Consider the following 25,754-nt stretch of genomic DNA (forward strand, 5'->3'; position numbering starts at 1 on the left):
CCTGGCTCAGGCCGCTTCGGCGACCACGGGAATGCGCACCGGGCGCGTGCCGCGCCGCTCTTCGGGCGTGGCGGGGCGGATCTGGCCGCGCTCCTCGACGAACACGACATTGGCGTCCGCCGTCTCGCTGTTGACGAAGTGGCGGAAGCGCTTGCGCACTTCGGGGTTGGTCACGGCGGTCTTCCATTCGTCCTGGTAAGTGTCGACCACGTGCTGCATCTCGGCTTCCAGCTCGGCGGCGAAGCCCAGCTTGTCGCCCACGATTACGTCCTTCAGGTAGTCGAGGCCGCCTTCCAGGTTGTCGCGCCAGGTGCTGGTGCGCTGCAGCCGATCGGCGGTGCGCACGTAGAACATCAGGAAGCGGTCGACCAGCTTGACGAGCGTGGCCTCGTCCAGGTCGGCGGCCAGCAGCTCGGCGTGGCGGGGCTTCATGCCGCCGTTGCCGCACACGTAGAGGTTCCAGCCCTTCTCGGTGGCGATCACGCCGACATCCTTGCCCTGCGCCTCGGCGCACTCGCGCGTGCAGCCGGACACGCCGAACTTGAGCTTGTGCGGCGAGCGCAGGCCCTTGTAGCGGTTCTCCAGGCGGATGGCGAGGCCCACCGAATCGCCCACGCCGTAGCGGCACCACGTCGAGCCCACGCACGACTTCACCGTGCGCAGCGACTTGCCGTAGGCATGGCCCGACTCGAAGCCGGCCGCGATCAGCTCTTCCCAGATCAGCGGCAGTTGCTCCAGGCGCGCGCCGAACAGGTCCACGCGCTGGCCGCCGGTGATCTTGGTGTACAGCCCGTACTTCTTGGCGACCTGGCCGACGGCGATCAGCCCCTCCGGCGTCACCTCGCCGCCCGGCATGCGCGGCACCACGGAGTACGTGCCGTCCTTCTGGATGTTGGCGAGGAAGTAGTCGTTGGAATCCTGCAGGCCGGCGTGCTCCTTCTTGAGCACGAAGTCGTTCCAGCACGAAGCCAGGATGTTCGCCGCGGCGGGCTTGCAGATGTCGCAGCCCATGCCGTGGCCGTGCGCCGCCAGCAGCGCCTCGAACGACTGGATGCGGCCCACGCGCACCAGGTGATACAGCTCCTGGCGCGAGTACGGGAAGTGCTCGCAGATGTGGTTGTTGACGGCCAGGCCCTGCTTCTTCATCTCGGCCTTCATCACCTGCGTCATCAGCGGCACGCAGCCGCCGCACGAGGTGCCCGCGCGGGTGGCGTCCTTTAGCGCGCCCACGGTGGTGGCGCCGGCGCACACCGCCTGGCACAGCGCGCCCTTGGAGACGTCGTTGCACGAGCAGATCTGCGCCGCGTCGGGCAGCGCATCCACGCCCAGCGCCGGGCGCGCATTGCCGTCGGCCTGCGGCAGGATCAGAAATTCGGGCGCCTCGGGCAGCTCGATGCGGTTGAGCATCATCTGCAGCAGCGTGCCGTACTCGGACGCATCGCCCACCAGCACGCCGCCCAGCAGGAACTTGCCGTCGGACGACAGCACCAGCTTCTTGTAGATCTGCTTGCGCTCGTCGACGAACTGCACGCTGCGGCTGCCCGGCGTGCTGCCCTGCGCGTCGCCCAGGCTGGCCACGTCCACGCCCATCAGCTTGAGCTTGGTGCTCATGTCGGCGCCGTTGAAGGCGGCCGCCTCTTCTTCGGCCGCCAGGATCTGCCTGGCGGTGATGCGCGCCATCTCGTAGCCGGGCGCGACCAGGCCGTAGACCTTGCCGCCCCACAGCGCGCACTCGCCGATGGCATAGACGTCCGGATCGGAGGTGCGGCACTCGGAGTCGATCACGATGCCGCCGCGCTCGCCCACGGCCAGGCCGCACTGGCGCGCCAGCTCGTCGCGCGGACGGATGCCGGCCGAGAAGACGATCATGTCGGCGTCCAGGTGCGTGCCGTCGGCGAACTGCATGCGGTGCGTGCCGTCCTCGCCGTCGACGATCTCCACCGTGTTCTTCTGCGTGTGGACCGTCACGCCCAGGTCTTCGATCTTCCGGCGCAGCATGCGGCCGCCGCCGTCGTCCACCTGCATCGCCATCAGGCGGCCGGCGAACTCGACCACGTGGGTCTGCAGGTCCATGTCGCGCAGGGCCTTGGCGCATTCCAGGCCCAGCAGGCCGCCGCCGACCACCACGCCGGTCCTGGCGCGCCGGCCGCATTCGAGCATGGCTTCCAGATCTTCGATGGTGCGATAGACGAAGCAGTCGGTGCGGTCCTTGCCCGGAATCGGCGGCACGAACGGCGACGAGCCGGTCGCCATGATCAACTTGTCGTAGGCCAGCACTTCGCCGGTGGAGGCCGTGACCTGCTTGGCCGCGCGGTCGATCGAGACGGCGCGGGCGTTGAGCCGGAGCACCACGTCATCGCGATCGAAAAAGCCCGGCGCGACCAGCGACAGGTCTTCGGCGGTCTTGCCCGAGAAGAATTCGGACAGGTGCACGCGGTCGTAGGCAGGGCGAGGTTCTTCGCACAGCACGGTGACGTGCAGGTCGTGGCCGGGGGCGTGCAGCAGGCTCTCCAGGAACTTGTGGCCCACCATGCCGTGGCCGATGACGACGATCTTCATGGTCATGGCGAGGTACTCCTTAGACGTTGGCAGCGCCGGCTGCCAGGGTGTTGTCATACAGCGCTTGTTCGCGCGCCTTGTGTTCTGCCGAGAAGCGCACCGCGACGGCGCAGATGGCGGACAGCATCACCATCACGCCCAGCACCGACAGCGTCTGCTGCGCGTCGCCCAGCCCCTTCATCAGGAAGCCGGCCGCCACTGCGCCCACGTTGCCGCCCGCGCCGATGATGCCGGCCACGCCGCCCAGGGCGCGGCGATCGATGAACGGCACCAGCGCATACGTGGCGCCGCAGGCCATGTGCGTGAACAGGCCGAAGCCCAGCATGGCCAGCACCGCCAGCGATGCGGTGCCGGCATGCGCGAAGCCCAGCAGGCCCAGGCCCTCGCCCACCATCAGCACGCACAGCAGCAGGGTGCGCGCATCCAGGCCGCGGCTGCGCGCCACGCGGTCCGACACGATGCCGCCCAGCGCGCGGGCGAACAGTGCCAGCAGGCCGAAGCTGGCGGCGGCCATGCCGGCGGCCGACAGCGACAGGCCGAAGTGATCGACGTAGTAGGTGGCGGCGATGTTGTGGATGAAGATCTCCACGCCGAAGCACGCGCCGTAGGTGACGAACAGTAGCCACACGCGGTAGTTGCCGGCCGCCGTGACGAAGCTGCCCCAGCCGCCCTTCTTGCCGCCCTCGATGGTCTTGCCGGCGGCGCGCAGGTCGTCGAAGTTGCCTTCGGGGCAGTCCTGCGTATAGCGCCAGTACAGCACCGCGACGATCAGCATGGCCACGCCCGGCACCACCATGGCGAGGCGCCAGCCCATGCCCTGCGTCACGCCCAGCATGACGATGGCGGTCAGCAGCAGCGGCATCGTGCCCTGCGCCACGCCGCCGCCCGCGTTGCCCCAGCCGGCCGCGGCCGCGTTGGCGGTGCCCACCACGTTGGGCGCGAACATCACCGAGGTGTGGTACTGCGTGATGACGAAGCTCGCGCCGATGGCGCCGATGGCCAGGCGGAAGAACAGGAAGGCCTCGTAGCTCTGCGCCAGCGCGACGCCCAGCACGGGCACGGCGCCCAGCACCAGCAGGCCCGTGTAGGTCTTGCGCGGACCGAAGCGGTCGCACAGCGGCCCGACGATCAGCCGCACCAGGATCGTCACGGCCACCGCGGCAATATTGATATTGGCGATCTGCCCGGGCGTGAGGTGGAACTCGCCCTTGAGCACCGGCATCAGCGGCGCGCAGGCGAACCACGCGTAGAAGCACACGAAGAATGCCAGCCACGTGAGGTGGAAGGCGCGCATCTGCGGCGTGCGCAAGCTGAACAGGTCGATTCGGGTGGCTTTGCCGGTCATGTCGAATCCCGCTTCCCAAAAAAAGAAAAGGCGCCCGAGAACCAGGCACTGGGCCGGGTTCAGGGACGCCGTTGTCCACAGTCAGGCCCCGTGCACCGGGGCCGTCTCACCACGAAGAGGCGGATCGCCGTTGATCCGCGCAAGGGTCTATGCAACAGGTGTGCCAGGGCGGCAAACCGTTGCGGCAGAAGGGTCGGCGGATTTTCCTGCGCGGCGGATGGTGCGCCGCGGGGCGGTGCGATGCACGGTTTCGGTGCAGCGGTGGGCGGTTATGGTGCGATACAGCATCGCAGGCGTTGCGCCTGCCCCGCCCGGCGCTGCCGTGGCCCAACCGGCACGGCGGGAAGACGATGCGGCGCCGCCTTCCCATCCGGCCGGATGGCCGCGTGCCGCGTCAGCGGAACACGCCGACGGCTTCCACGAGACGGGTCGCCTGCACCCGCAGGCTCTCCGCCGCCAGGGCGCTCTGCTCCACCAGCGTGGCGTTCTCCTGCGTGATCTGGTCCAGGTGCGTGACGGCCTGACTCACCTGCATGATGCCGTCGGTCTGCTCCGCGGTCGCCAGGCTGATCTCGGCAATCATGCCCGAGACGCGCTTGACCTGGCTGACGATGTCATCCATGGTCTTGCCGGCCTCGCCGACCAGCCGCGAGCCGGACGCCACCTTGCCCACGCTGGCGCCGATCAGATCCTTGATCTCCCGGGCCGCGCTGGCGCTGCGCTGCGCCAGCGCCCGCACCTCGCCGGCCACCACCGCGAAGCCCCGGCCCTGCTCGCCCGCGCGCGCCGCCTCCACCGCCGCGTTGAGCGCCAGGATATTGGTCTGGAACGCAATGCTGTCGATCACGCCGATGATGTCGGCGATCTGGTTGGCGCTCTGCGAGATCGACTCCATGGTGGCGACCACCTCGGCCATGGCGCGGCCGCCGTTGACGGCCGCCTCGGTCGCGGCGCCCGAGAGCTGGTTGGCCTCGCCCGCGGTCTCGGCGTTGCTGGCCACGGTGGCCGTCATCTGCGTCATCGAGCTGGAGGTCTGCTGCACGCTGGAGGCCGCCTGCTCGGTGCGCGCGTTGATGTCGCTGTTGTCCTGGGCGATCTCCTGGCTGGCGGCCTGGACGTTGAGCACCTGCTCGCTGACGTCGTCGATCAGCCAGCGGAACATCAGGCCGAGCTGGCTGATGGTCCGCAGCGTCATGCCGATCTCGTCGACGCGGTCCATGAGCACCGCCTTCTGGCTCTCGCCCGACGCCACGCGCAGCGCCTGCTGCAGCGTCTGTTCGAGCGGCCGGGCGATCTGCGCCTGCAGCCACCCGGCCCCCAGCGCCAGCGCCACCGCCTGCGCGGCGGCAAAGCCGCCGAGCGCCGCGCCGGACAAGCCCGCGCCCCAGGCCGCCCCCAGCGTCAGCGGCAGCAGCACCATGAACGCCAGGCGGATGCGCCAGCGCACCGGCATGACCTGGAAGACCGAGCGCCAGGCCATCAGCCCGGTCCGCACGATCAGGCCCTTGTGGAAGGTGCGGCTGCCGGCCCGGCCAGCGCGGAAATCGCGGTAGAGCGCCTCGGCCGCCGCCACCTCGTCGCGCGTGGGCTTGGTCCGCACGGACATGTAGCCGGCCGGCCGCCCGTTGCGCACCACCGGCGTGGCATTGGCGCGCACCCAGTAATGATCGCCGTTCTTGCGGCGGTTCTTGACCAGCGCGCTCCAGGGCTCGCCGCCCTTGAGCGTGGCCCACATGTCGGCAAACGCCTCGGGCGGCATGTCCGGGTGGCGCACGATATTGTGCGGCTGGCCCTCGATCTCCTCCCGGGAAAAACCGCTGACGTCGACGAACGCCGCATTCGCATAGGCAATGTAGCTCTGCGTATCGGTGGTCGACATGAGCGTCGCGTTGTCCGGGAAATCATATTCACGCTGGGTAACGGGTTCGTTGACGCGCATGGGGGAATCTCCTTTTATGGCGAATTTTCATCCGCTCTTTCGGCAAAAACCCATGCTTGATTAAGTCCCGCGGGTCCCTTCTTTCGTAGGGGCCGAGTGAAAATAACCCAAATGAATATATTGACCCGCCGGATTCTCCGGAAAATATCGGCCCAAACATGGCTGGAAGCGCCACCGGACATGCACCAAACTGCATAGAGACATAACCCGAACAACCGGGTTATTCCGGAGCAAGCTGTTAATCCATCCGATTCACCTACACCAATACCTTGGGGGATTTTCGTGCCGGCCAGGGTGAAATGGCCCGCGTGCAAATTCGGCCGACCGCGCAACGGGAACGGCGACCCTGGCCGATATGCAGCAAACTGCGTGCGCGCTGACATGCTCCAGCGCCGGGAACATGCGGCTTCGCGCACCTCCCGCCGATCCGGAAACCCCGTCGGCCACGGGGAAAACATGATGGGCTCACGGGACGCCACCGCTCCGGACGCCTCGGAACGGGATGGCGGGGCCTGCCCCGCCGGCGAAACTTCAAGCAACGGAGTCGATGCCGCCCAGGCAGGCGGGCAGCGCTACGCCGTGCGGGCGGTCGTGCGCCTGCGGCCAATCGCGCGCGGCAGCGCGGCCATCAAGCGTCGTCCGCGCGCAGCCAGCTGGCCGGAATGCCGAGGAACTCCTGTTCCTGCCAGAGCGCGTGCTCCCAGTATTCCTGCGCGATCCGCTCGATCAGGAGCGCCTTCGCGTTCGGGTCGATCGAGGTGATCCGGCCGATGGGCACCTGCAATGCGTTCGCATAGCGGATGATCTGCCGGTATCCGTCGATATCTTCCAGGACGGCATGGTTGCGGGGATGCCCCCACAGGCCCTGCAACTCGTCGAGGATGCCCGCCTGCCCCGGCGGCGGGTCGAGCATTTCCCGCACGCGCTTTCTGGCCGCCGCCATGAAGGCCGCCCGTCCCGGCACCGGGATCCGGCGCAAGACCCACTCCCCCCGCTCCGACCAGCGCGCATCGCGGATCATCGCGTTGATCAGGGAGACCGAGCCGCCCTCCAGGATCAGCGCCCGCTCCTGGGTCGCATACCGGGCCACCTTGTCGAGCAGCAGCTGATTCGCTTCCGCGGCCGAGACCACACCGCGCGACACCTCGCGCTCGCACAGGTATTCCCGCCGCGTGCCGAGCAGTTCGGACGGCGACGGACGGCCGCTGCCCACGGCCAGCTCATGGCAGCATTGCACCCGGTCGAGCGAGATGACGGGCGCGCCTGCGGATCGGGCCAGGGCGACGGACTGCGCGGTCTTGCCCGTGGTGGTGGCGCCCCAGATCAGGTATAGACGAACCGGCATCTCAGCACGCCCCCGGCGCGATCAGGGAAATGCTCAGGCCCGTTCCATCCGGCAGCTCACGCGCATAGCGCTCCAGCGCCCGGGCAACGTGGAGCGCCACCTGCCGATCCCAGCCGGCCGAGAACAGCAGGCCCTCCCGGCACACGGCCCCCGCCGACCTGGAATGCCACTCCACGCCGCCCCAGAGGTGCGCCCGGAACGCGTCCAGCAGCTCGCGGCCGTCCCGATTCCGGTAAAACAGGCAGACATGCGAACGCTGGGAAGCGTGCCTTCCGATTTTCTCGAGTATCCGGGAAGACAGCGCCATACCGGGCACGGCTTCGGGCAGGACAATAAAGACCGCTTCCCGCAGACAGGCCTGGCCGTCGTCGTCGTCCGGATCGCCGGCCGACTCGAAAATGATCCGCTTGTCGCCGCGGCCCACGGCCAGCGTGACGGCGCCGCGTTCCAGCCGCAGCGGCGACGCCAGCAGCAGGTCGCGCACCAGCGGCGTGAATTCCAGGTCGTCAAAGCCCACGGCCTCGGCCAGCGCGATCATGCCGAGCGTGTCGATGGTTTCTATCCGGTCTGCCTGGAGAAGGTCAGCCATAACGGTCTCCTTTTGGAATCCGGGGCGCTCGGCCGCCCATCGCCATTCGACGATGGGCGGCTTTCCATAGCGGCACCGCGATTTGCGCAGCACCCCGCCCGATTCCAGCCTCATGCACGCGTGCTGAGATTAGCAATATTGAAATGTCGATTTCAGCATGCAACAGATTGCATTTTCACGACAAACCGGGCGTCGCGAATGCGGCAATCCACAATAAATCTCAAACGCGACGTGGAATCGGAACTTTTTTGAGAATGCGCTGCGTTGCACAACGCACCCCGGCCGGACCGGGCGCCCATGGCGGCCCGCCCGGCCCCAGCAGCCTCCCGGGATTCAGATCGGCGTGCGGCCCAGCGCCGGAATCACCTGGGTGCCGAACAGGCGATAGGACGCCAGGATGGCGTCGCGGTCATCATGGTTGCCGGCGAAGAAGCCGATGATGTTGCCGGCGCCGGTCTCGCGCATCTGGTGCACGATCTGCTCGGTCACGGACTGCGGCGTCCCGGCGATGGTGTCTTCGGCCAGAATGGACGGCATCTTCTCGCGGGCCGAGGCCGCCTGCTCCTGCGCCGCGGACGCGCTGTCCGCCACGAACACGCAGCGCCGCAGGGCCAGCTTGCCGGCGCAGTCGCGCGCGTCGCGCGCCGACACCGCATCGCGATAGCCGTCGAACACCGCCTTCGCCTCGCTGGTCGGCAGGAAGCCCGTGCAGGCGCCATACCCCCGCGCCGCGACCGCCCTCGCCGAAGCCACGCTGCGCACGGTGCCCCACACCGGCGGCCCCGGCTGCTGGAGCGGGCGCGGCAGCACCGGCAGGCAGTCGAACGACCAGTACCGGCCCCGGTGCGACAGCGTCGGCTCGGTCCAGGCCTTGTCGAGAATGTCGAGCGCCTCATCGAACATGGGGCCCACGTCTTCGACGGCGACCCCCACCGCCTCAGCCTCCAGCGGGTTCGATCCGCGCGCGACGCCGATTTCGAGCCGCCCCTGGCTCAGGTGGTCGAGCATCCCCACCTTCTCCAGGAAGCGCCAGGGCTGCCACAGCGGCAGCACCCAGCCGAGCACGCCGATGCGCAGCACGGTGGTCCGGGCCGCCACCGCGGCCGCCAGCATGGACGGACAGGGGCTGACGCGCACGCCGCTGAAATGGTGCTCGCTGAAGAAGATGCCGTGGAAGCCCAGGGCCTCCGCATCGATCCAGGTGCGCTGCCGCCAGCCGAGCTCGTGCTGGAACGTGGCGGCATCGAACAGGCCGGCGTCGGCGCTGGTCGAGACGTTCACCTGCTCGAAGATCCAAGACTTGATCATGTGTGGTTTCCTTTTTTTCGTTATTGGAAGATCAATCCGCCGAAGCCGTCGGTTGCCCATGCCGCGAACGATCGTCCCGCAGACCCATACTTAGGGGACGCTTGCCCGTATGCCTCGGTTGGATTCGCCAGATGCGCCATGTTTTCGCCCCGGGCGGCCAGCAGGATCTGGACACCCATGCGAGGCAGAACCCCATGGCGACCCGGTCGCCGCCACCTGGCGACCGGATCTGCAAGCGTGCAGGCAGCAGTTTTCAAGCCGGTTGCACGGCCCGTCTGCTGACGCTGCCGAACAACGGCCAATGCGACGCTGTCATCACTTCATCATCTGGGGCCGCGATGCTACACGCGAACCCACTGATGGAGGAGAAAACCACATGCGTCCTTTCGGATCGGCAGGCCTGCGCAGCCTGCTTTGCGCGATCGCCTTCGGGCTTTCGCTCGCCAGCCCGGCCCATGCGCTGGACATCGAATACACCTCGACCAGCAAGCTCAACAACGTCACGCTGGCCGGCTCGCACAACACCTACGACAAGAAGAGCGACTTCGAATACCTCTTCTACGCGCTGGACAAGGTGCAGGTCATCGAGCTCGATGTGTGGGCCGCGGCGGGCAAGTGGTATGTGTCGCACAGCAGCCCGCTGGGCAACGTCAACAACTGCCCCAAGGGCGGCGTCATCGGCGCCGACCGCAACCAGGACCTGCGCTCGTGCATCGACGGTCTGCGCACCTGGCACGACAGCCATCCGCAGCATGAGCTCGTCATCGTCAAGATGGAGTTCAAGGAGGGTCTGCTCAATTCGGCGGCCAGCCTCGACGACCTGATCAGCGACCTCTCGGGCGGCGGCGCCGCGGCGCGCATTCCCGCCGCGTCGATCTTCAAGCCTTCCGACCTGATGTGCTTCAACGCACCGTCCTGCACGAGCCGCTACGCCACGCCCGAAGAGGCCGCCCGCGCCGGCAACTGGCCGACGCTGGCGTCGCTGCGCGGCAAGTTCATGTTCATGATGGTGCCCGGCACGGTGTCGGACAGTGGTCCGCGCACCTACGCGGCGGCGCTGCGCACGGGCCAGGCGCAACTCGTCTTCCCGGCGGTCTTCGCCAACGCGAACACGGCTTCCGCCGACCCGCGCCTGTCGTACTACACCGGCGACGACGCGGCCAGCCGCCCGTGGAACGTGGTCTTCGACATGCAGTCGGGCGTGCTCGACGCCGGCACCGTGCCCAGCAGCGTGACCAGCTGGATGGCGCAGAACAACTTCCTCATCTTCGTCAGCGATTCCACCCCGGGCGGCTCGTCGGCGGACGTGACCACGGGCCGTGCGCGCCTGCGCTCGCTGAGCCAGACCTACCGCGCCAACGTCATCGACACGGACCAGGAAACCACCGGCATTCCGTACGCGTTCGATCGCCCTTGAGCGGGCGCGGCGGGCCGGATCGCCCCATCGATCCATAGCCCGGGCGTATGGAAACCTTCCTCCGGAAGGAATTTACATAAGCCTTGCCGGCTGCAAGAGTTGAGGGTGTGCCGCCCTGCGCGGCGCACCCTCATTTTTTTGCAGGAGCAAGACACATGCATGCGCAAGGCGAATTCGCCAACATGCGGCTGCCGCTCGTCGTGGACGGCGCGGCACTGGACCTCGCGGCCATCCACCGCCCCGGCGATCGCCCGCCGATCCTGTTCCTGCACGGCTTCGGCTCGACCAAGGAAGACTACGCCGACATCGTGCGCCACCCGGCCTTCGATGGCCGCCCGTTCGTCGCCTACGACGCGCCGGGCTGCGGCGAGACCGCCTGCGCGGACCTCTCGCGGATCTCGATCCCCTTCCTGGTCAAGACCGCCGAGGCCGTGCTCGATCACTTCGGCTGGCGGACGTTCCACCTGGTCGGCCACTCCATGGGCGGGCTCACCGCGCTGATGCTCGCCAGCCGATGGCCGGACCGCGTGCTGAGCTTCACCGACATCGAAGGCAACATCGCGCCGGAAGACTGTTTCCTCAGCCGGCAGATCGTCAGCGACCCCGAGGCCGACGCCGAACGCTTCTTCGATGCGTTCATCGAGCGGACCCGGCACGCGCCGGCCTACGCCAGCGCCCTGTATGCCGCGAGCCTGCGCCACAAGGTGCGCGCCGGCGCCGTGCGGGGGATTTTCGAATCGATGGTCGACCTGTCGGACAACGGCGGCCTGATGGACAGGTTCCTCGGCCTGCCGTGTCCAAGGCTGTTCATGTACGGGGAGCAGAACGCGTCGCTGTCCTACCTGCGCCACATCCAGGCCCACGGCGTGGCGCTGGCGGAGATCCCGGCCTGCGGCCACTTCCCCATGTACTCCAACCCGGTCCTGATGTGGGAGCGGATCGCCCGGTTCCAGGCGGGTGCCGGCGCCGCGTAGCGCCGAGCGCGCCCGCGACGCCTCGCGCGGCGGGCAGCGGCTTCGGCGCAATCAGCCGGCCAGTTATCAGCCGGCCAGTTCGGCGATTTCGATGAGATTGAGGTCCGGGTCGCGGACGTAGACGGAGCGGATCCGCTGCGTGGCGCCGGTGCGTGCCACGGGGCCCTCCACGATGGGCCAGTCGGCCTGCGCCAGCCGTTCGATCACCGCGTCGAGCGGGATCGCGGCGATGAAGCACAGATCCAGCGCGCCCGGCACCGGCAGGTGCGCCTTGGGCTCGAACTCCTGCCCACGCACGTGCAGATTGATCTTCTGGTTGCCGAAGCGAAAGGCGATGCGCCCCTCGCCGAAGCGTTCGAGCTGCATGCCCAGCACGCGCGTGTAGAAGTCGATGGTGGCGTCGGGCTGCGTGGAGGTCAGCACCAGGTGGTCGAGGTGGTCGATCATGAGAAAGGCTTCGGGGAACGAATCGGGTTTCGCCCGTAGCCCGACCGACCGATGCGCAGGCCGCCGGCGACGGGCCTTCCGGACTTGGCCGGCACACGGGGTGCCGACCGCCGCAGATTACACCAGGCCGTAGCGGTTCAGCGTGTCCTGGAGCCCGAGCAGCTCGACCATGGTCGCGCCCTGCTTGAGCCGTTCGCGCATCTCGGCCTCCTTGCGCTCCCGCGCCTCGCTTGCGCGGATCACCGCGTCGACTTCATCGGCGGCCACCACCACCAGCCCGTCGCGGTCTCCGACCATCACGTCCCCCGGCCGGATCGGCACGCCGCCAATGACCACCGGCACGTTCACCCGGCCCGGCTGATGCTTGTTGGTGCCCTTGATGCACAGGCCACGGCAGAACACGGGAAAGCCCATCTCGATGATGCTGTCGGCGTCCCGCACCGCGCCGTCGATCACGAGGCCGGCCATGCCGACCTCCTGCGCCGCGAGCGTCAGGATGTCGCCCCACGGCCCCGCATCGACGAAGCCCTTGGCGTCGACCACCAGCACGTCGCCCGGGCGGGCCTTGGTCAGCGCGTAGTGGATCATCAGGTTGTCGCTGGGCCGCATGTCCACCGTCAAGGCGCGGCCCACCAGGCGGCGGGCGGGGTCGAGCGCGGCGATGCGCGGATCGATCGCGCCGCGCTGCCCCTGCGCCTCATGAATGGTTGCCGTACCGAAGCGCTGCAGCGCGGCAAGCGGGTCCTGGGAAAGATGCATCGTAGACATGGCGGATACCTGGAAAAGAAGCGAGGCGCGCCCCGGCCGGGCGGCCGCCTCGACAAGCCGTTGCGTGCCGGCGTCAGCGCAGCGACCGGGCAAACGTATCGATGGCCGTGCAGGCCGTGCGCAGCGCGGTGTCGTCGATCGCATACGCGATGCGCAGATACGGCCCCAGCCCGAACGCGCTGCCGGGCACGACGCCGATGCCGCGTTCGTCCAGCAGCGCGTTGGACACATCCTCATCGGAGCGCAGCAGCGTGCCGTCGAGCGTCGTCTTGCCGATCAGCCCGTCGCAGGAAGCGAACGCATAGAACGCGCCGGCCGGCGTCTCGCATCGCATGCCCGGCACCGCGTTGATCATGCCGACCACCAGGTCGCGCCGGCGCTCGAACGCGGCCCGGGAGGCGCCGATGAAGTCTTGCGGACCGCGCAGCGCGGCAACGGCGGCATGCTGCGAAATGCTGCAGGCCCCCGAGGTCTGCTGACCCTGGAGCGTCTCCATCGCCTCCAGCAGCCAGCGCGGCCCGGCGCCGAAGCCGATCCGCCAGCCGGTCATGGCGTAGGCCTTGGACACCCCGTTCATCGTCAGCACGCGCGATTGCAGCCGGGGCTCGACCTGCGCCAGCGTATGGAAACGCGCGCCGTCGAAGATCAGATGCTCGTAGATGTCGTCCGACAGCACCAGCACGTCCGGATGCGCCAGCAGCACCTCGGCGAGCGCGCGCAGCTCCTGCGCCGTATAGACCGCGCCGGTCGGGTTCGACGGCGAATTGAGGATCAGCCAGCGCGTGCGCGCGGACAGCGCCGCCTCCAGCGCCCCCGGCGTGAGCTTGAAGCCGGACTCGGCGCCGCACGGCACGATCACCGAACGCGCGCCGCACAGCTGCACGATCTCCGGGTAGCTCACCCAGTACGGCGCGGGGATGACAACCTCGTCCCCTTCGTTCAGCGTGGCCGCCAGCGCGTTGTAGATGACCTGCTTGCCGCCCGAGCACACGATGGTGTCCTGCCAGCCGACCGCCAGGCCGTTCTCGCCGCGAAACTTGTCCGCGACCGCCTCGCGCAGCGCGCGCAGCCCGGCCACCTGCGTGTAGCGCGTCATGCCCGCGCGGATGGCCTCGATGCCCGCCTCGCGCACGTGGGCGGGCGTATCGAAATCGGGCTCGCCGGCCGACAGCGAGATGACCTCGGCCCCGCTCGCCCGCCTGGCCGCCACCCGGTCGATCACCCGGTAGGTGGCCGAAGGCTGCGCCGCGGCCAGGTGCCGGTTCAGTTCAGTGTGCCGCGACATCATTGCCCCTTGCGCTGCAGCAGGTGGTAACCGAGCGCCTCGCGGGCCTCGCGCAGCGATTTGCCGCTGACGATCTGCGCGCGGATTCCGGCTTCCACCTGCTCGATCTGCGAGGCCACCGCGGCCACCTCCGCCGCTCGCTCGCGCGGGACCACGACCACGCCGTTGGCGTCCGCGATCACGATGTCGCGGGCCACCACGCGCGCGGTGCCGATCGAGACCGTCCCGTTGACCGCCTCCACCTGCACGCGGTCCTTGCCGGTGCGCATGAAGCGGCCGCGGGTGAACAGCGGATACCCATCGCCCAACGCACGCGACACGTCACGGCACACGCCGTCGATCACGGTGCCGGCGATGCGGCGCTGGCCGGCGTACTGGGTCATGATGTCGCCCCACACGGTGCAGTCCGTACGGCCGCCGTTGTCGATCACGACCACATCGCCGTCGGCGACATCGTCGATGAAATCGCCGACCGTTCCCGGCGGCGTGCTCGCGCTCACGTACCTGACGGTGAACGCCGGGCCGACGATCGGCGTGGCGTAGTGGTCGAGCGGCATGATGCCCAGGCACTGGCCGGGCAGGCCGAGCTTGTCCAGCGCGTCCGAGACGGCCGGCGTGTCCAGGCCGCGGAACAGCTTCACGAGATCCTGATCTTCCTGCTTCATGGTTCAGTCCTGCTGGGCGATGGCTTCGAATTCCTTGTCGTGCATGACCGCCTCAACGCAACGGCCGCTACGCACAGCCTGCACCATCGCGTCCTGGCGCCGCTGGATGCGGCCCGCCAGGTCCAGCACCTCGTCGATGCGGCCGGCCAGCACGAACACCGTGCCGCAGGCGTCGGCGATCACGTAATCGTCCTGGTTGACCACCACGCCGGCCACGGTGATCGGGCACGCCGCATCCACCTGCACCACGCGGTTGCGCGCGCTGATCATCGTGACGCCGCGCCCGTAGACCGGGTAGCCGATCGAGGCGCTGCCGTCGATGTCGCGGCTCATGCCGTCGATCACCGTGCCGCGGATCCGCTTGACCTGCGCCGCGTTGGCGAGGATGTCGCCCCAGCACGAGATGCCGTCGACGCCGCCCGCGATCACGAGGATGCGGTCCGTCGTGTCGATGCCGGCCACCACCGGGGTGATGAGGTGCACGGTCGGGGCCGACGAGATCTTGCGCCCGAGCTGGATCGTGCTGGCGCGGCCGACGATCTTCGGGCAGTCCCACAGCGGCCGCAGCCCCACGGTCGCGCCGGGCAGGCCGAGGAAATCCAGCGCGTCCGAAATGGTGTTGGAATCGAACTGCCCGAGACGTTCGAGCGCGGAGAGTGGGAGGGTCATGGCATCCGTCCGTACTGAGATGCCGCCACTTTCCAACGCCCGCTGATATATGTAAATTCCGAATCTCGTGTGTCAACCATAGGTTCTGGATATAGAACGCCATGATCAACTTCCGACTCATCCGGCACCTCTGGCTCTTCCACGCCGTCGCCGAAGAGCGCAACTTCAGCCGCGCGGCCAAGCGCCTGGGGATGTCCCAGCCGCCGCTGACGGACCAGATCAAGGTGCTCGAGCATGCACTGAAGATCAAGCTGTTCGAGCGTTCGCGCCGGGGCGCCCAGCTCACCCCGGCCGGGGCGGCCATCCTGCCGGCCGTGCAGAAGTTCGTGCGGCAGCTCGAGCAGCTGGAGTTCGCGGTGAAGGAGGCCGCCGCCGGCCAGAAGGGCACGCTCACCGTCGGCGCGGTCAGCACGGCGCTGCTCAATGAACTACCCGTGCTGCTCGACCGGCTGCGCGCGGCGCATCCCGACCTCACGGTCGCGGTGAAGGAGATCGACAGCGTGGACGCGGTCCCGATGCTCAACGCCGGCGACATCGACATCGCCTTCGCCAGGCTCGAAGGCGAGCTGGGGCCCACTATCCGCTCGCTGCCGCTGGCCGACGACCGGCTGGCGGTGGCGCTGCCCCAGGATCACCGGCTGGCCAAGGGGACGCGGATCAAGCTGGCCGCCCTGGCCGAAGAAGACTTCGTGATGTTCGCCAGGCATGTCAGCCCGGTCTACTTCGACGCGCTGACCGCCGTGTGCCTGGCGCACGGCTTCTCCCCGCGCGTGCTGCACGAGGTGCGCTCGGTCTCGTCCCAGGTGGCTTTCGTCGGCTGCGGCCAGGGGATCGCGCTGGTGCCGGCGGCCATGAAGAGCTTCGCGCCCGACAACGTCGTCGTGCGGCCGCTGACCGAGCGCATCCGCGTCGTGACGACGGCCATGGCGTGGAACAGCGCCCGCGAGAATCCGCTGATCGACCAGGTCATCGCCTGCCTGCCGCCCAGGCGCCCGAGCGAGCCGACCGGTCGGCGCGGCGCGGCCCGCGCGTGAGGTGCCCCGTCGAGCCCATATCGTGCCCACATCGCGGCCCATTGCCGCCCCCGGACGCGCCCAGGCTCGCATTCACGCATGACCTTTCGCGGGCGGGCCTCGCGGGCGCGGCGGGGGGCTGCTAAAAAGCGGCACCTTCTCCCGCCGTCCTGTTCACCATGCCGCCTCCCATCCGGAACGCACGCACCACTCCGCCCAGCTTCGACCCGTCGGCTGCCGGCGATGATCTCCGCGCCACGCCGCCACGAGTGGCCGCCGCCACCCCGACGCACAGAACCGCCCCATCCCAGCTTGCCGGCCTGCCGTCGAGACCGAGGCTGCAACCGCCTCAGCCAGATCCGACACCGACACCATTGGCCCAGCGCGGCAACACCCACACCGGATCGGCAACCGGCCGCTTGATCGCCCTTGCCCTTGCGAACCCGGCTGCGAACCGGACGCCAGGCCGCCTTGCAGGCGGCCTGCACCTGCCGTCGATCGACAACGGCAATCCCGTCCTGGCGTCCCTGAACGTCGCCTCCGGAGAACTGGCTGAAATCGGCGCTGCCGCCCTGCTTGCAACCCGCCTGCGCCTGCCATCGATCGCCCTCGACGGCCCGCGGGCGCGCGGGCCGGCCGCAACCCTGCTGGCAGGTCTAGAGCATCGGACGAGAGCACTGTCATTGGCACAGGAGCCGGGCGGCCTGGGCCCAGGCCATCCTCCATTGGCCGTCCTGCCCGACATCGTCGCAGCCGCCTTGGCAAACAGCAACAGCCTGCGCGACTTGCTGGACAGGCACCCTGCAAGCGTGTTGGCGAACCGGTTGCGCGGCGTCGGCCCAGCCCAGCCCGCAGCCGACCCATCCCTGGGACACGCGCAGCGCGCGGCTCAAATCCTGGAAGGCTGGGCACAGCAATGCCAGCTGCCTCCCAAGACCGTCGATGCATGGCGCCCCGTGCTCAACCAGGAAGAGAGCCGTCCGTTCGTCAGCCTCCTTGCCCGGCTGAACGGCTGCGCATCGTTCCGGCCCGCGCATCGCGCCGAGTCCCTCAAGGAGCTGGGCGGCATCCTGCAGCTGGCCGCGCACAACGATGCCTACCGCGCCCGGTGTTTTGACATCTGCGGCGGCGCCGACGCCAACTGCCACGATAACGTCGACGTCATCTTCGGCAACCTGCGGCTGGCGGCCAGGGACCCGTCGTACCACGGCAACGCCCAGTTGCACGAGGTCCTGAGCTATCACAATCGCTGCATGCCCTGGACGCTGATCGACGACTTCGTGTCGCACCGGTTTGGGCGGGGCGACCAGCTGGAGCGGGCGCTCGCCCTGCGGGTGCGCCTGTCCGACATCCTGCCGATCACGACGCCGGCCATGCTTCACCACGACATCGCCCGCATCGACAATGCGCATGAGCGCGAAGCGCGCGCCTACATCAGCGCCCATCTCGGTACGCAAGAGCACCTGCTGCGCAACCTGTCCAGAAGCCCGGCCTGGCGCCAGTTCCTGGAACAGCAGCGTCCTGTCGAATTCGCCGCCAATACGCTGCTGTGGGAATCCGCGCTGCAGGACGTCATGGCCAAACCGGCCGGCGACAGCGCCATGGCCGATGCGCCGCGAACCGCAAGCACGGCGGCCCCCGGTTCACGCACCGAGGCCCTGGCCCAGGCGCGCGCGATGCCCGGCATCGGCACCGGCCAGGCGTTCCAGCACAGGCAGGAAAACGCCACCGCCATGCTGGCCGAAACGATGACGCGCAAGCTTGTCATGGAGAGCGCGCCGCCGCCGGACGAAACCGGCGCCCATGCCGCGCTGCTCACGGACCCCGACTGGCTGGCCTACCTGCAGAAGGAGCATCCGGAAGACCGCGCCTTCTCACCTGCCGACATGCATGCCGCCGAGCGGCACGACCTGCTGATGCGGCTGACCCGGCAGGAAATCGCCGAGGCGCGCGGCATGGTCCAGCCGCACGCCGGCGCGCCGACGGACCACGGCTGAAGCGGTCTGCCCGAAGCGCTGCGTCCGGGCCTCACGGCATGGCGGGCCCGAAGCCGCTCCCCGGGTCCGGGCTTCGCCCCGCAGACGCCGCAGACGCAACACCGCCCGCGGCCCATGCCCGGGCATCGTCCGGCGCCGGCGCCTCGGGCGTCGCGCACGCGGCCCGGATCGCCTGGGCCACGTGCTCCATGAAGGCCTGCACGCGGCCCGCATGGCGCAGATCCGGATGGGTCAGCAGCCACAGCGGCACCGACAGGTCTTCCGGCACATCCTCCAGCCACACCAGGCGGCGCTGCCGCGCCAGGAACCTGGGCAGCACCACCGCCCCGAGGCCGCGCTCGGCGAGCCGGCGCAGGACGAGGAAGGAATCCGCCGAGGCCGCCACCCTGGCGCCGCCGATCCGTGACCGCAGCCACTCGGCAACCGCGCCCTGGCCCAGGGGGCTGTTCGGCATCAGCCAGTCGAGCGACTCCAGCGACCGGGGCTCCCGCCCGTCCAGGTAAGCGGGCGCGGCATACAGCGCCGCGTCCAGGCGCACCAGGCGCCTGCCGACCCAGGACGGCGGAGGCGCGTCCGTGACGCGCAACATCACGTCGGCCTCGCGCCGCTCCAGGTCCAGCCGGGCATTGGTGACCTTCATCTCCACGGTGATGCCCGGATAGCGCGCCCGGAAGGCCGCCAGGATGTCGGGCATCAGGCTGTAGCCGAGCGAATCGGTCGTGGTGAAGCGGATCGTGCCGGCCAGTTCGGTCGCCTGCCCCTCGATCTCCCGCCGGGTGTCCAGCAGCGCGCGCTCGAACGCCTCCCCCATCGCGACGAAGCGTCGCCCGGATTCGGTCAGCGCATAGCCGGTCTGCAGCCGATCGAACAACGGCGATCCCACCACCTGCTCGAGCGCCTGGATGCGCCGCAGCGCAGTGGCATGCGACACGCCGAGCGCCCGGGCCGCACCGGCGGCCGAGCCACTGCGCGCGACCGCCAGCAGGTAGCGCAGGTCATTCCAATCGAGAGTGTCCATTTTTGATCAGACGATTCGCACGGATGACTATTCTCAGAATCCGGCACACCCAGCAGCATGACACGCTTTCCACCGGCCAGCAGGCGTGCCGGCGCGCCGCCTGCGGACAAGCGCCGGAGCGGCATCGCAGGCGATGGCGATCCCGACCGCCGTCGCCGCGCGCCTCACCTGAACCGGCCCCGAACCCTTTTCTCTCGCATGGAATGGAAATGACGATGACACACCTGCCCGCCCGCCTGCTCGCCGCCCTCGCCGTGGCCGCGCTGCCCGCCTCGGCCTTCGCCGCCTGGGAGATCGAACCCACGCACACCCACATCAGCTTCCAGGTCGGCCACCTGGGGCTGACCAAGACGCCGGGCATCTTCCGCAAGTTCGAGACCCAGCTCAACTTCGACGGCAAGGACATCGAAGCCGCCAGCGTGACCATCGCCATCGACACGGCATCGATCGATACCGCCAACGACCTGCGCGATGCCGAGCTGCGCGGCCCGACGTGGCTCGATGCCCGGGCCAACCCCAGGATCACCTTCGTCTCGACGTCCGTGCGGCACGCCGAAGGCAATCACTACGTGATCAGCGGCAACCTGACCGTGCGGGGCAAGACCCTGCCGGTCGCATTCCAGACCACGCTGACGGCGCGCACGGTCAATCCCTGGCTGCAGGTTCCCGCCATCGGCTTTGTGGGCTCCACCAAAATCAAGCGCAGCGATTTCGGCATCGCGAGCTTTCCCGCCGCGATCTCGGATGAGGTCGATCTGAACATTGCGCTGGAGCTGCTCAAGAAGCCCTGACCGGCCCCCCCGCGCCCCGTCCGTCGCGCGCACCGCGTGACGGCGGGCGCCGTTCCATCCCCGCCACGCCCGCTGCCTCCACGGGCCACTATCGCGCGAGCCGATCCCGGTCTCGCCGGGCACATCCGACCTGCCGCGCGCTCGCCGCCGCCCTGCCCCATCCACGGATAGCGGGCGCTGATGATTTCCCTCGCCCGCGCAAAAACATTGACACCCCAATCGATATTTCGCATCTCAAAATGCCAAAATCGATCTAATGTTTTTTCAATTCTGATTATAAATACCCGGTTTTCGCATTCCAGCGATGAATTACGGGATGGAATCGGCATTTACCAGAACATCCAATTATTATGACCATCCAAATCCGAAGCATTAATTCAAAACAGGCAACACCCGAAGACACCCTGATTCCGGCAATGCCATTGGAAGCACGCCGAGAGACCGATCAACATCAAAAAAAGCCAATCCTATGGGTCGCATTCCTTCAACGCCGGGGCCGCAAAACCCCGCCGGCATCGGCGCGTCGCCCGATGTGCAAACCTCGGGACACGCCGCACCCGCACCGCAGCCGCTGCCCGTCGGTCGGCGCAGCCCGATCCAATCCGCATTGCGCGCCGGGCTTGCCCAGGCCCCCCGCCCCTCGACAACCGCGCTGCCCCAGTCGCGCGTCGCGCGGCTCCCGTCCTCCGCGGAAGGGCTGACGCCGCCCCGGGAAATCGCCGCACCCGGTGCCAATGAGGCCAGCGGCTCGCGCAGCGCGCCCGCCCACGCAGCGGATCTCAAGCCGGTGGTCGTGCTGGACTGGGATGACTGCCTGCGCTACGAAAAGGGCATGAACTATCAGCTGGTGCATAACGCACTGGAGATCGCCGCGAGCATGCATGCGCAGAGCCTGCCTGAACTCAGGGCAGCGGTCGACCGGCTGCGCGGCCGCATGGCGCGTGGAGAACAGCCCGGCGAGGGCGATCCGTTGATCATGCAAAGCCAGGAAGACTGCGCGAACTATCTCGCGGCCAATCCCGGCATCTACAAGCGCGGCATGGTCGAAGACTTTGTCCGGACCATGCTGCCCGACGTAGACAGCGGCAAGGCCGCGGACATCGTCAGCGCTGTGTACACGCAGTGCGTGCAGGAATACAGCCGGCTGGCGGCCAGCCCCCGCCTGCGGACGGCCAGGCCATGCGAGGTGCCGTTCCCGGGCGTCCGGATCGCGCTGATGCCGGGCGCGCGCGAACTGCTGGACACCTCCCACGCCGCCGGGTCGCCCGTCATGCTCATCAGCAACCGGGCGCACAGCGATCTGGAAAAAGAAGTGCGCTACCTCGACATGCAGCAAGACTTCGACGTCGTTTCCGGTGCGCCGACGGTCACGCGCCCCCGATCCAACGCCAGTGCCGCGCCCATGCCGGAAGCACTGCAGCAGCGGCTGACCGCGGCACTGCAGGGCGACGACGACGGTGCGCTGCGCGCGGCGCTGGAAGACGCATCGGCCTATGCCCATCCCAACACGACATCGGTCACTCAAACTGACAGGAAACCCCATGCCACCCGCCTGCTTGACAGCCTGCAGCGCCTTTCGGTGCCGTCCAAAGCACCGATCATCCTCTACGGCGATCAGCCGTCGGACATCTCGCAGGCGGCGAAGCTCGCCGAAACGGGGCGGCGCATTGAAGGTGTGCTCATCGATCCGGGCCACAACGACGTCGGCCGGCAAATCGATGTCGAAGGCATTCCGACGCGCGTGATCCGCAGCCTGGCCGATCCGGACGCGCCGTGGAAATCCGCCGCCCGTGCGGTTCATGAGCCGCCCCTGTTCCCGGCCATGCGAACGGTGCCCTTCATCTTGAGCCGCCCCGAACAGAGCGCGCCCCCGCTGCCGGTCGCGGCCGGAGACGGCGTGGTCTATTCGCGCGCCAAGCAAGCGCTCGGCGGCAGCGACGTGGGGATGCTGGCCTGGATGGATGGGCATGAGCATCTGGTCAAGACGGGCCTGTCGCGCAGCCTGCTGGGGCAGATCATGTCCTGCCGGGCACGAGGCCAGGAAAGCGAAGCCGAAAAGCGGGTGGGATACGTCGTCGATATCTGGGCACGCCTGTCGGGCGACGACACGCAAAAAGACGCACTGAAGGATCAACTGAAAAAGACGCTGCACGCCTTCATCCAATCCGAAAAAGGATCGCGGCTTTTTGAGAAAGCCCGGTCGGGCGACTTGGACCTGACGGACGTGAGCGGGCTTCACCGCGCACTGACGGATGCCTGCCCCCAGTTGAAGAACCCGCTTGGCATGCCGGTCATCTTCGACCTGGTCAACGGCGTGGCATCGCAAGCGCTGGCCAACGCGCTGCAACGCACGTATCTCGCGGGCAGCCACGTGCCCGATGCAACGTTGCTCGTTTCGCCCGACAACGTGCTCTTCGCCTCGCGCATCCTCCAGGACGCGGTGCCGATGGACGCATTCCTGACCCGCGCCTTCTTGCCGCAAGGCGTTTCCCTGCGCGACGCCAAGCTCGCCGCCGCCCGCATCAAGACAGGTGGGGCCGAATCAGCGGAGCTGCGCGGCGCACGGGAACTGATCGCACGCATCTGCGCCCCCCGGCAACTGGAAGCGGGCCGCCAAGGGCTGACGGCGGCACTGCAAGCGCAAGGCATGGATGGCTTTTTCACCAGCGTGCTGGCGCGCTTGACGATCGGCGAATCCCACAATGACCTGGGCCCCGACAACATGCTGATCGTGCCCGGCGCGGATGGCCGACACAAGGCCGTCAACATAGATGTCACCGGATTCTGGGAATCCCGCCGCGACAGCATCCCGGCAATCGACCAGGCCCCGCCTCGCCCGGGATGGGGCGAGGTGATGGCGCATCCGGAGCAGGCCGCCGACATCCTGCTCGACGCCAACGTCCTGAGCGGACGTTATGCGCGAGGCTTCGAAGCGGTCCATGAGGTGGTGGTCGATGTGCTGCGCAATACGTTGCGGGACCAGGCCGCACCCGAAGCCGCTTCGGTACGGGCGTGGTATGCCGCGCAGAACGAAGCGCACGTGCTCGCCTCGATGTCCGAACTCCAGCATGGCCTGCGCGATGTGGCCCAGCTCGGGTGGATGGTCGACCCTGAAATGCTGGAGAAGGGATTCAGCCGCAACGCCGACTTCATCCGCGACGTCATCGGACAAGCGAAGGCTGCCCAGCAGGCGGCATCGACTGCGGGCCATGCCAAGGCCCCGGGCGAGACCGCATCGCCAAGGACGACCCCAGGCACCATCGCGCAAGCCCCGCAACGCCACCCTGGCAGCCACGGCTGACCAACGCCATCGCGTTCATGCGAGCCGTGCCCCGCCGCAGGACGGACGGGAAATCGCCGCATTGGGGACACCGCCGATTTGCCGGCGGCTGCGCCCCGATTGCGTCGCCGATTCATGCAGCGCGTTTCAATTCAATTTGAAACCAACGCTTAATCATCGCGCGTTTATTCCCTATCATTGGACTCTGGTTTATCAAGCACTGGAGTAAAACGAATGTCAAAATTACCTTCATTTAAAGTCATTGCAATTCTTACTTCGTTCAGCCTCGGTGCATTTCATGTCACGGCACATGGACAAGACCTGAAGCCATCGGCCTCCGAGCCCGTGGCTTCGGGCGCCTCGGCAACCGGGGCCAGCCTTTCGGGGACGGACGCAACGTTCGATGCATGGGTCACCGGCTTTCGCCAGAAGGCCATCGATGCGGGCATCCCTGCCGGCACGTTCGACTCGGCATTCAAGCAAGTGACGCCCGACCCCGAGGTCGTGGAGCTCGATCGGCAGCAGCCGGAATTCACCACCGCGATCTGGGACTATCTCGACAAACGCATCACCGCCGAGCGCATCCAGCAGGGCCAATCCTTGCTGGGCATGCACGACGCCATGTTCCAGCGGCTGGAGCGCGACTACGGTGTCGACAGGCACATACTGACCGCGATCTGGGCCATCGAGAGCCAGTACGGAAGCGAGATCGGCAAGCGCTACATCATCCGCTCGCTGGCAACCCTGGCGAACGACGGGCGTCGCAAGACGTATGCCGAAAACCAGTTGCTGGCCTCCCTGCAGATTCTTCAGAAGGATCGGATCCCCCGCGAACAGCTGGTGGGCTCCTGGGCCGGCGCCATGGGGCAGACGCAGTTCATTCCGACAACCTACCTGGCCTACGCGGTCGATGGCGACGGCGACCAGAAGCGCGACGTCTGGAACTCCTCCGCCGATGCGCTGGCCTCGGCCGCGAACTATCTCAAGGAGGCCGGCTGGCAGCGCGGCGGCATCTGGGGACGTGAGGTCAAGGTGCCCGAGACCTTCGATTACGCCCTGGCGGACATGTCGGTCAAGAAATCCGTGGCCGAATGGCAGTGGCTGGGCGTGGTCGGCGCCTGCGATCCGCTTCCGCCGCAGATCGCCAGCCTCCAGGCCTCCATCCTCATGCCGGCCGGCTACCGTGGCCCCAAGTTCCTCGTGCTGGACGGCTACCGCGCCATCCGGCGCTACAACCCCTCCACCGCCTACGCCCTGGCCGTGGCGCTGCTGGCCGACAGCTATGCCGGCAAGGGCAAGCTGGTCCAGGCCTGGCCGACCGATGATCCGGCCTTGAACAACGCCACCGACATCAAGCAGCTCCAGCAACGGCTGGCCGACAAGGGATACGACCCGGGCACGATCGACGGCCTCATCGGCGACCGCACCCAGACCGCCATCCGCGCCTACCAGAAGGATCAGCATCTGCCGCAGGATGGTTATGCCAGCCGGTCGCTGCTGGCGCGGTTGGAGAAGTAAAGAAGCGGGCACAGTGGGCCGTCCGCCGTCGGGCGGCCCTTTACCATCGCCCACGCGCCTCTCCCGCTCCATCCGCCTCAACCCACCCCGGCGCCCGCCCGATCCCGCCGACGTGCGGCAAGTCGCCTCGGATTCCGCACCGTCATCCGCAAGACGCGCCCCCCGCCCCTCAAGCCCCATCCCCGCGACAGCGCGACGCATTTGCCCGGCCACGCCCGCGCACTAGACTTTCAGAAATTCCTAAAAATTGAGAAAGATCAAACAATGCAGCTTTCCCCCTTGAAGCAGCGCTTCGTGCTGCATTTCGGCGAGATGGGCAGCCGCTGGGGCATCAACCGCACGGTCGGACAGATCTATGCGCTGCTCTATGCCTCGCGCGAGCCCATCAACGCGGACGAGATCGCCGAGGCGCTGGGCTTTTCGCGCTCCAACGTCAGCATCGGCCTCAAAGAGCTGGAGTCGTGGAAGCTGGTCCGGCTGACCCACAAGCCGGGCGACCGGCGCGAATACTTCTCCGCGCCCGACGACATCTGGACCATCTTCCGCACGCTGGCCGAGGAGCGCCGCAAGCGCGAGATCGATCCCACGCTGTCCCTGTTGCGCGACGTGATGCTCGAATCCCCGGGCGACCCCGACGACCGCCACGCCCAGGCGCGCATGAAGGAGATGTACCGGCTCATCACGCTCGTCACCACGTGGTTCGACGATGTGCAGAGGCTCGATGCCGACGCCCTGCAGCAGCTGATGAAGATGGGTGCCAAGGTGCAGAAGCTGCTGGAAATGAAGAACAAGCTTGCCGTGGTGGTTGGCGGCAAATCGAAGTAGTC

The 25,754-nt window shown here is 67.9% G+C and carries 20 protein-coding genes; 8 read left to right on the forward strand and 12 right to left on the reverse strand.

All coding sequences use genetic code 11. From position 1 onward, the window contains the following. Positions 1–6: 6 nt before the first annotated feature. The 6 genes from nirB to GO999_RS20175 all read right to left on the reverse strand — a co-directional run bounded on the left by nirB (position 7) and on the right by GO999_RS20175 (position 9,085). Complete coding sequence (gene nirB, locus GO999_RS20150; RefSeq protein ID WP_028854516.1) at positions 7–2,565, reverse strand: nitrite reductase large subunit NirB; 2,559 nt, start codon at positions 2,563–2,565, stop codon at positions 7–9. A 13-nt stretch (positions 2,566–2,578) separates the two neighbouring features. Next, the gene (locus tag GO999_RS20155; RefSeq protein WP_019720051.1) at positions 2,579–3,904 is read right to left on the reverse strand and encodes an MFS transporter; all 1,326 of its coding nucleotides are present in this window, start codon (positions 3,902–3,904) and stop codon (positions 2,579–2,581) included. Positions 3,905–4,298: 394 nt separating this feature from the next. Beyond that, positions 4,299–5,843: a methyl-accepting chemotaxis protein gene (locus GO999_RS20160; protein ID WP_019720050.1), complete on the reverse strand. Its 1,545-nt coding sequence runs from the start codon at positions 5,841–5,843 to the stop codon at positions 4,299–4,301. Positions 5,844–6,471: 628 nt separating this feature from the next. After that, on the reverse strand, positions 6,472–7,188 hold the full coding sequence (gene tzs, locus GO999_RS20165) for an adenylate dimethylallyltransferase Tzs (RefSeq protein WP_104070802.1): 717 nt from the start codon (positions 7,186–7,188) through the stop codon (positions 6,472–6,474). 1 nt (position 7,189) lies between these two features. Beyond that, on the reverse strand, positions 7,190–7,777 hold the full coding sequence (locus GO999_RS20170; RefSeq protein ID WP_071091557.1) for a hypothetical protein: 588 nt from the start codon (positions 7,775–7,777) through the stop codon (positions 7,190–7,192). A 333-nt stretch (positions 7,778–8,110) separates the two neighbouring features. Then, on the reverse strand, positions 8,111–9,085 hold the full coding sequence (locus GO999_RS20175; protein WP_016726219.1) for an LLM class flavin-dependent oxidoreductase: 975 nt from the start codon (positions 9,083–9,085) through the stop codon (positions 8,111–8,113). Between the two features lie 376 nt (positions 9,086–9,461). On the opposite strand from GO999_RS20175, the gene GO999_RS20180 reads away from it, so the two are divergent. Beyond that, positions 9,462–10,502 (forward strand): phosphatidylinositol-specific phospholipase C domain-containing protein, encoded by a 1,041-nt coding sequence (locus GO999_RS20180; protein ID WP_071014759.1) that lies wholly within the window; start codon positions 9,462–9,464, stop codon positions 10,500–10,502. A 155-nt stretch (positions 10,503–10,657) separates the two neighbouring features. After that, positions 10,658–11,476, forward strand: a complete 819-nt coding sequence (locus tag GO999_RS20185) for an alpha/beta fold hydrolase (RefSeq protein WP_058907258.1) — start codon at positions 10,658–10,660, stop codon at positions 11,474–11,476. A gap of 66 nt (positions 11,477–11,542) precedes the next feature. Here GO999_RS20185 and GO999_RS20190 read toward each other — a convergent pair whose 3' ends face one another. The 5 genes from GO999_RS20190 to GO999_RS20210 form a co-directional block, all read right to left on the reverse strand. After that, positions 11,543–11,923, reverse strand: a complete 381-nt coding sequence (locus tag GO999_RS20190; protein ID WP_011004514.1) for a VOC family protein — start codon at positions 11,921–11,923, stop codon at positions 11,543–11,545. 117 nt (positions 11,924–12,040) lie between these two features. Continuing rightward, positions 12,041–12,691, reverse strand: a complete 651-nt coding sequence (locus tag GO999_RS20195; protein ID WP_029240629.1) for a 4-carboxy-4-hydroxy-2-oxoadipate aldolase/oxaloacetate decarboxylase — start codon at positions 12,689–12,691, stop codon at positions 12,041–12,043. A 73-nt stretch (positions 12,692–12,764) separates the two neighbouring features. Next, a complete protein-coding gene (locus GO999_RS20200; protein WP_028861854.1) occupies positions 12,765–13,979 on the reverse strand; it encodes a pyridoxal phosphate-dependent aminotransferase in 1,215 nt (404 codons plus the stop codon). Next, entirely contained in the window at positions 13,976–14,641 is a 666-nt protein-coding gene (locus GO999_RS20205) for an RraA family protein (RefSeq protein WP_019720044.1), read from the reverse strand. Before GO999_RS20205 ends, GO999_RS20200 begins: the two co-directional genes overlap by 4 nt. 3 nt (positions 14,642–14,644) lie before the next feature. Next, complete coding sequence (locus tag GO999_RS20210; protein WP_173941740.1) at positions 14,645–15,310, reverse strand: RraA family protein; 666 nt, start codon at positions 15,308–15,310, stop codon at positions 14,645–14,647. A 101-nt stretch (positions 15,311–15,411) separates the two neighbouring features. On the opposite strand from GO999_RS20210, the gene GO999_RS20215 reads away from it, so the two are divergent. Together GO999_RS20215 and GO999_RS20220 are read left to right on the forward strand one after the other, a co-directional pair. Then, on the forward strand, positions 15,412–16,344 hold the full coding sequence (locus tag GO999_RS20215; protein WP_118872748.1) for a LysR family transcriptional regulator: 933 nt from the start codon (positions 15,412–15,414) through the stop codon (positions 16,342–16,344). 353 nt (positions 16,345–16,697) lie between these two features. Next, on the forward strand, positions 16,698–18,320 hold the full coding sequence (locus tag GO999_RS20220) for an NEL domain-containing protein (RefSeq protein ID WP_069079425.1): 1,623 nt from the start codon (positions 16,698–16,700) through the stop codon (positions 18,318–18,320). A 31-nt stretch (positions 18,321–18,351) separates the two neighbouring features. Here the strand turns inward: GO999_RS20220 and GO999_RS20225 are convergent, their stop codons facing one another. Continuing rightward, entirely contained in the window at positions 18,352–19,338 is a 987-nt protein-coding gene (locus GO999_RS20225) for a LysR family transcriptional regulator (RefSeq protein WP_011004521.1), read from the reverse strand. A gap of 215 nt (positions 19,339–19,553) precedes the next feature. On the opposite strand from GO999_RS20225, the gene GO999_RS20230 reads away from it, so the two are divergent. From GO999_RS20230 to GO999_RS20245, 4 genes are all read left to right on the forward strand, one after another. Further along, positions 19,554–20,129 (forward strand): YceI family protein, encoded by a 576-nt coding sequence (locus GO999_RS20230; protein ID WP_211907165.1) that lies wholly within the window; start codon positions 19,554–19,556, stop codon positions 20,127–20,129. 787 nt (positions 20,130–20,916) lie between these two features. Then, positions 20,917–23,430: an HAD family hydrolase gene (locus GO999_RS20235; protein WP_249215125.1), complete on the forward strand. Its 2,514-nt coding sequence runs from the start codon at positions 20,917–20,919 to the stop codon at positions 23,428–23,430. 324 nt (positions 23,431–23,754) lie between these two features. Beyond that, positions 23,755–24,927 carry a lytic murein transglycosylase gene (locus GO999_RS20240; protein WP_019720038.1) on the forward strand — a complete coding sequence of 391 codons (1,173 nt, stop codon included), beginning with the start codon at positions 23,755–23,757 and terminating at the stop codon, positions 24,925–24,927. 264 nt (positions 24,928–25,191) lie between these two features. Next, positions 25,192–25,752: a GbsR/MarR family transcriptional regulator gene (locus GO999_RS20245; protein ID WP_028854529.1), complete on the forward strand. Its 561-nt coding sequence runs from the start codon at positions 25,192–25,194 to the stop codon at positions 25,750–25,752. Positions 25,753–25,754: the final 2 nt, after the last annotated feature.

Source organism: Ralstonia nicotianae (genome assembly GCF_018243235.1).
Taxonomy (GTDB): Bacteria; Pseudomonadota; Gammaproteobacteria; order Burkholderiales; family Burkholderiaceae; genus Ralstonia; species Ralstonia nicotianae.

Bases quoted from the DNA above. Each gene is read 5' to 3' on its own strand.
- GO999_RS20175 (WP_016726219.1), bottom strand. From the start codon at position 9,085: ATGATCAAGTCTTGGATCTTCGAGCAGGTGAACGTCTCGACCAGCGCC.
- GO999_RS20210 (WP_173941740.1), bottom strand. From the start codon at position 15,310: ATGACCCTCCCACTCTCCGCGCTCGAACGTCTCGGGCAGTTCGATTCC.
- GO999_RS20155 (WP_019720051.1), bottom strand. From the start codon at position 3,904: ATGACCGGCAAAGCCACCCGAATCGACCTGTTCAGCTTGCGCACGCCG.
- GO999_RS20190 (WP_011004514.1), bottom strand. From the start codon at position 11,923: ATGATCGACCACCTCGACCACCTGGTGCTGACCTCCACGCAGCCCGAC.
- GO999_RS20200 (WP_028861854.1), bottom strand. From the start codon at position 13,979: ATGATGTCGCGGCACACTGAACTGAACCGGCACCTGGCCGCGGCGCAG.
- GO999_RS20180 (WP_071014759.1), top strand. From the start codon at position 9,462: ATGCGTCCTTTCGGATCGGCAGGCCTGCGCAGCCTGCTTTGCGCGATC.
- GO999_RS20225 (WP_011004521.1), bottom strand. From the start codon at position 19,338: ATGGACACTCTCGATTGGAATGACCTGCGCTACCTGCTGGCGGTCGCG.
- GO999_RS20215 (WP_118872748.1), top strand. From the start codon at position 15,412: ATGATCAACTTCCGACTCATCCGGCACCTCTGGCTCTTCCACGCCGTC.
- tzs (WP_104070802.1), bottom strand. From the start codon at position 7,188: ATGCCGGTTCGTCTATACCTGATCTGGGGCGCCACCACCACGGGCAAG.
- GO999_RS20195 (WP_029240629.1), bottom strand. From the start codon at position 12,691: ATGTCTACGATGCATCTTTCCCAGGACCCGCTTGCCGCGCTGCAGCGC.
- GO999_RS20245 (WP_028854529.1), top strand. From the start codon at position 25,192: ATGCAGCTTTCCCCCTTGAAGCAGCGCTTCGTGCTGCATTTCGGCGAG.
- nirB (WP_028854516.1), bottom strand. From the start codon at position 2,565: ATGACCATGAAGATCGTCGTCATCGGCCACGGCATGGTGGGCCACAAG.
- GO999_RS20230 (WP_211907165.1), top strand. From the start codon at position 19,554: ATGACACACCTGCCCGCCCGCCTGCTCGCCGCCCTCGCCGTGGCCGCG.
- GO999_RS20185 (WP_058907258.1), top strand. From the start codon at position 10,658: ATGCATGCGCAAGGCGAATTCGCCAACATGCGGCTGCCGCTCGTCGTG.
- GO999_RS20160 (WP_019720050.1), bottom strand. From the start codon at position 5,843: ATGCGCGTCAACGAACCCGTTACCCAGCGTGAATATGATTTCCCGGAC.
- GO999_RS20170 (WP_071091557.1), bottom strand. From the start codon at position 7,777: ATGGCTGACCTTCTCCAGGCAGACCGGATAGAAACCATCGACACGCTC.
- GO999_RS20205 (WP_019720044.1), bottom strand. From the start codon at position 14,641: ATGAAGCAGGAAGATCAGGATCTCGTGAAGCTGTTCCGCGGCCTGGAC.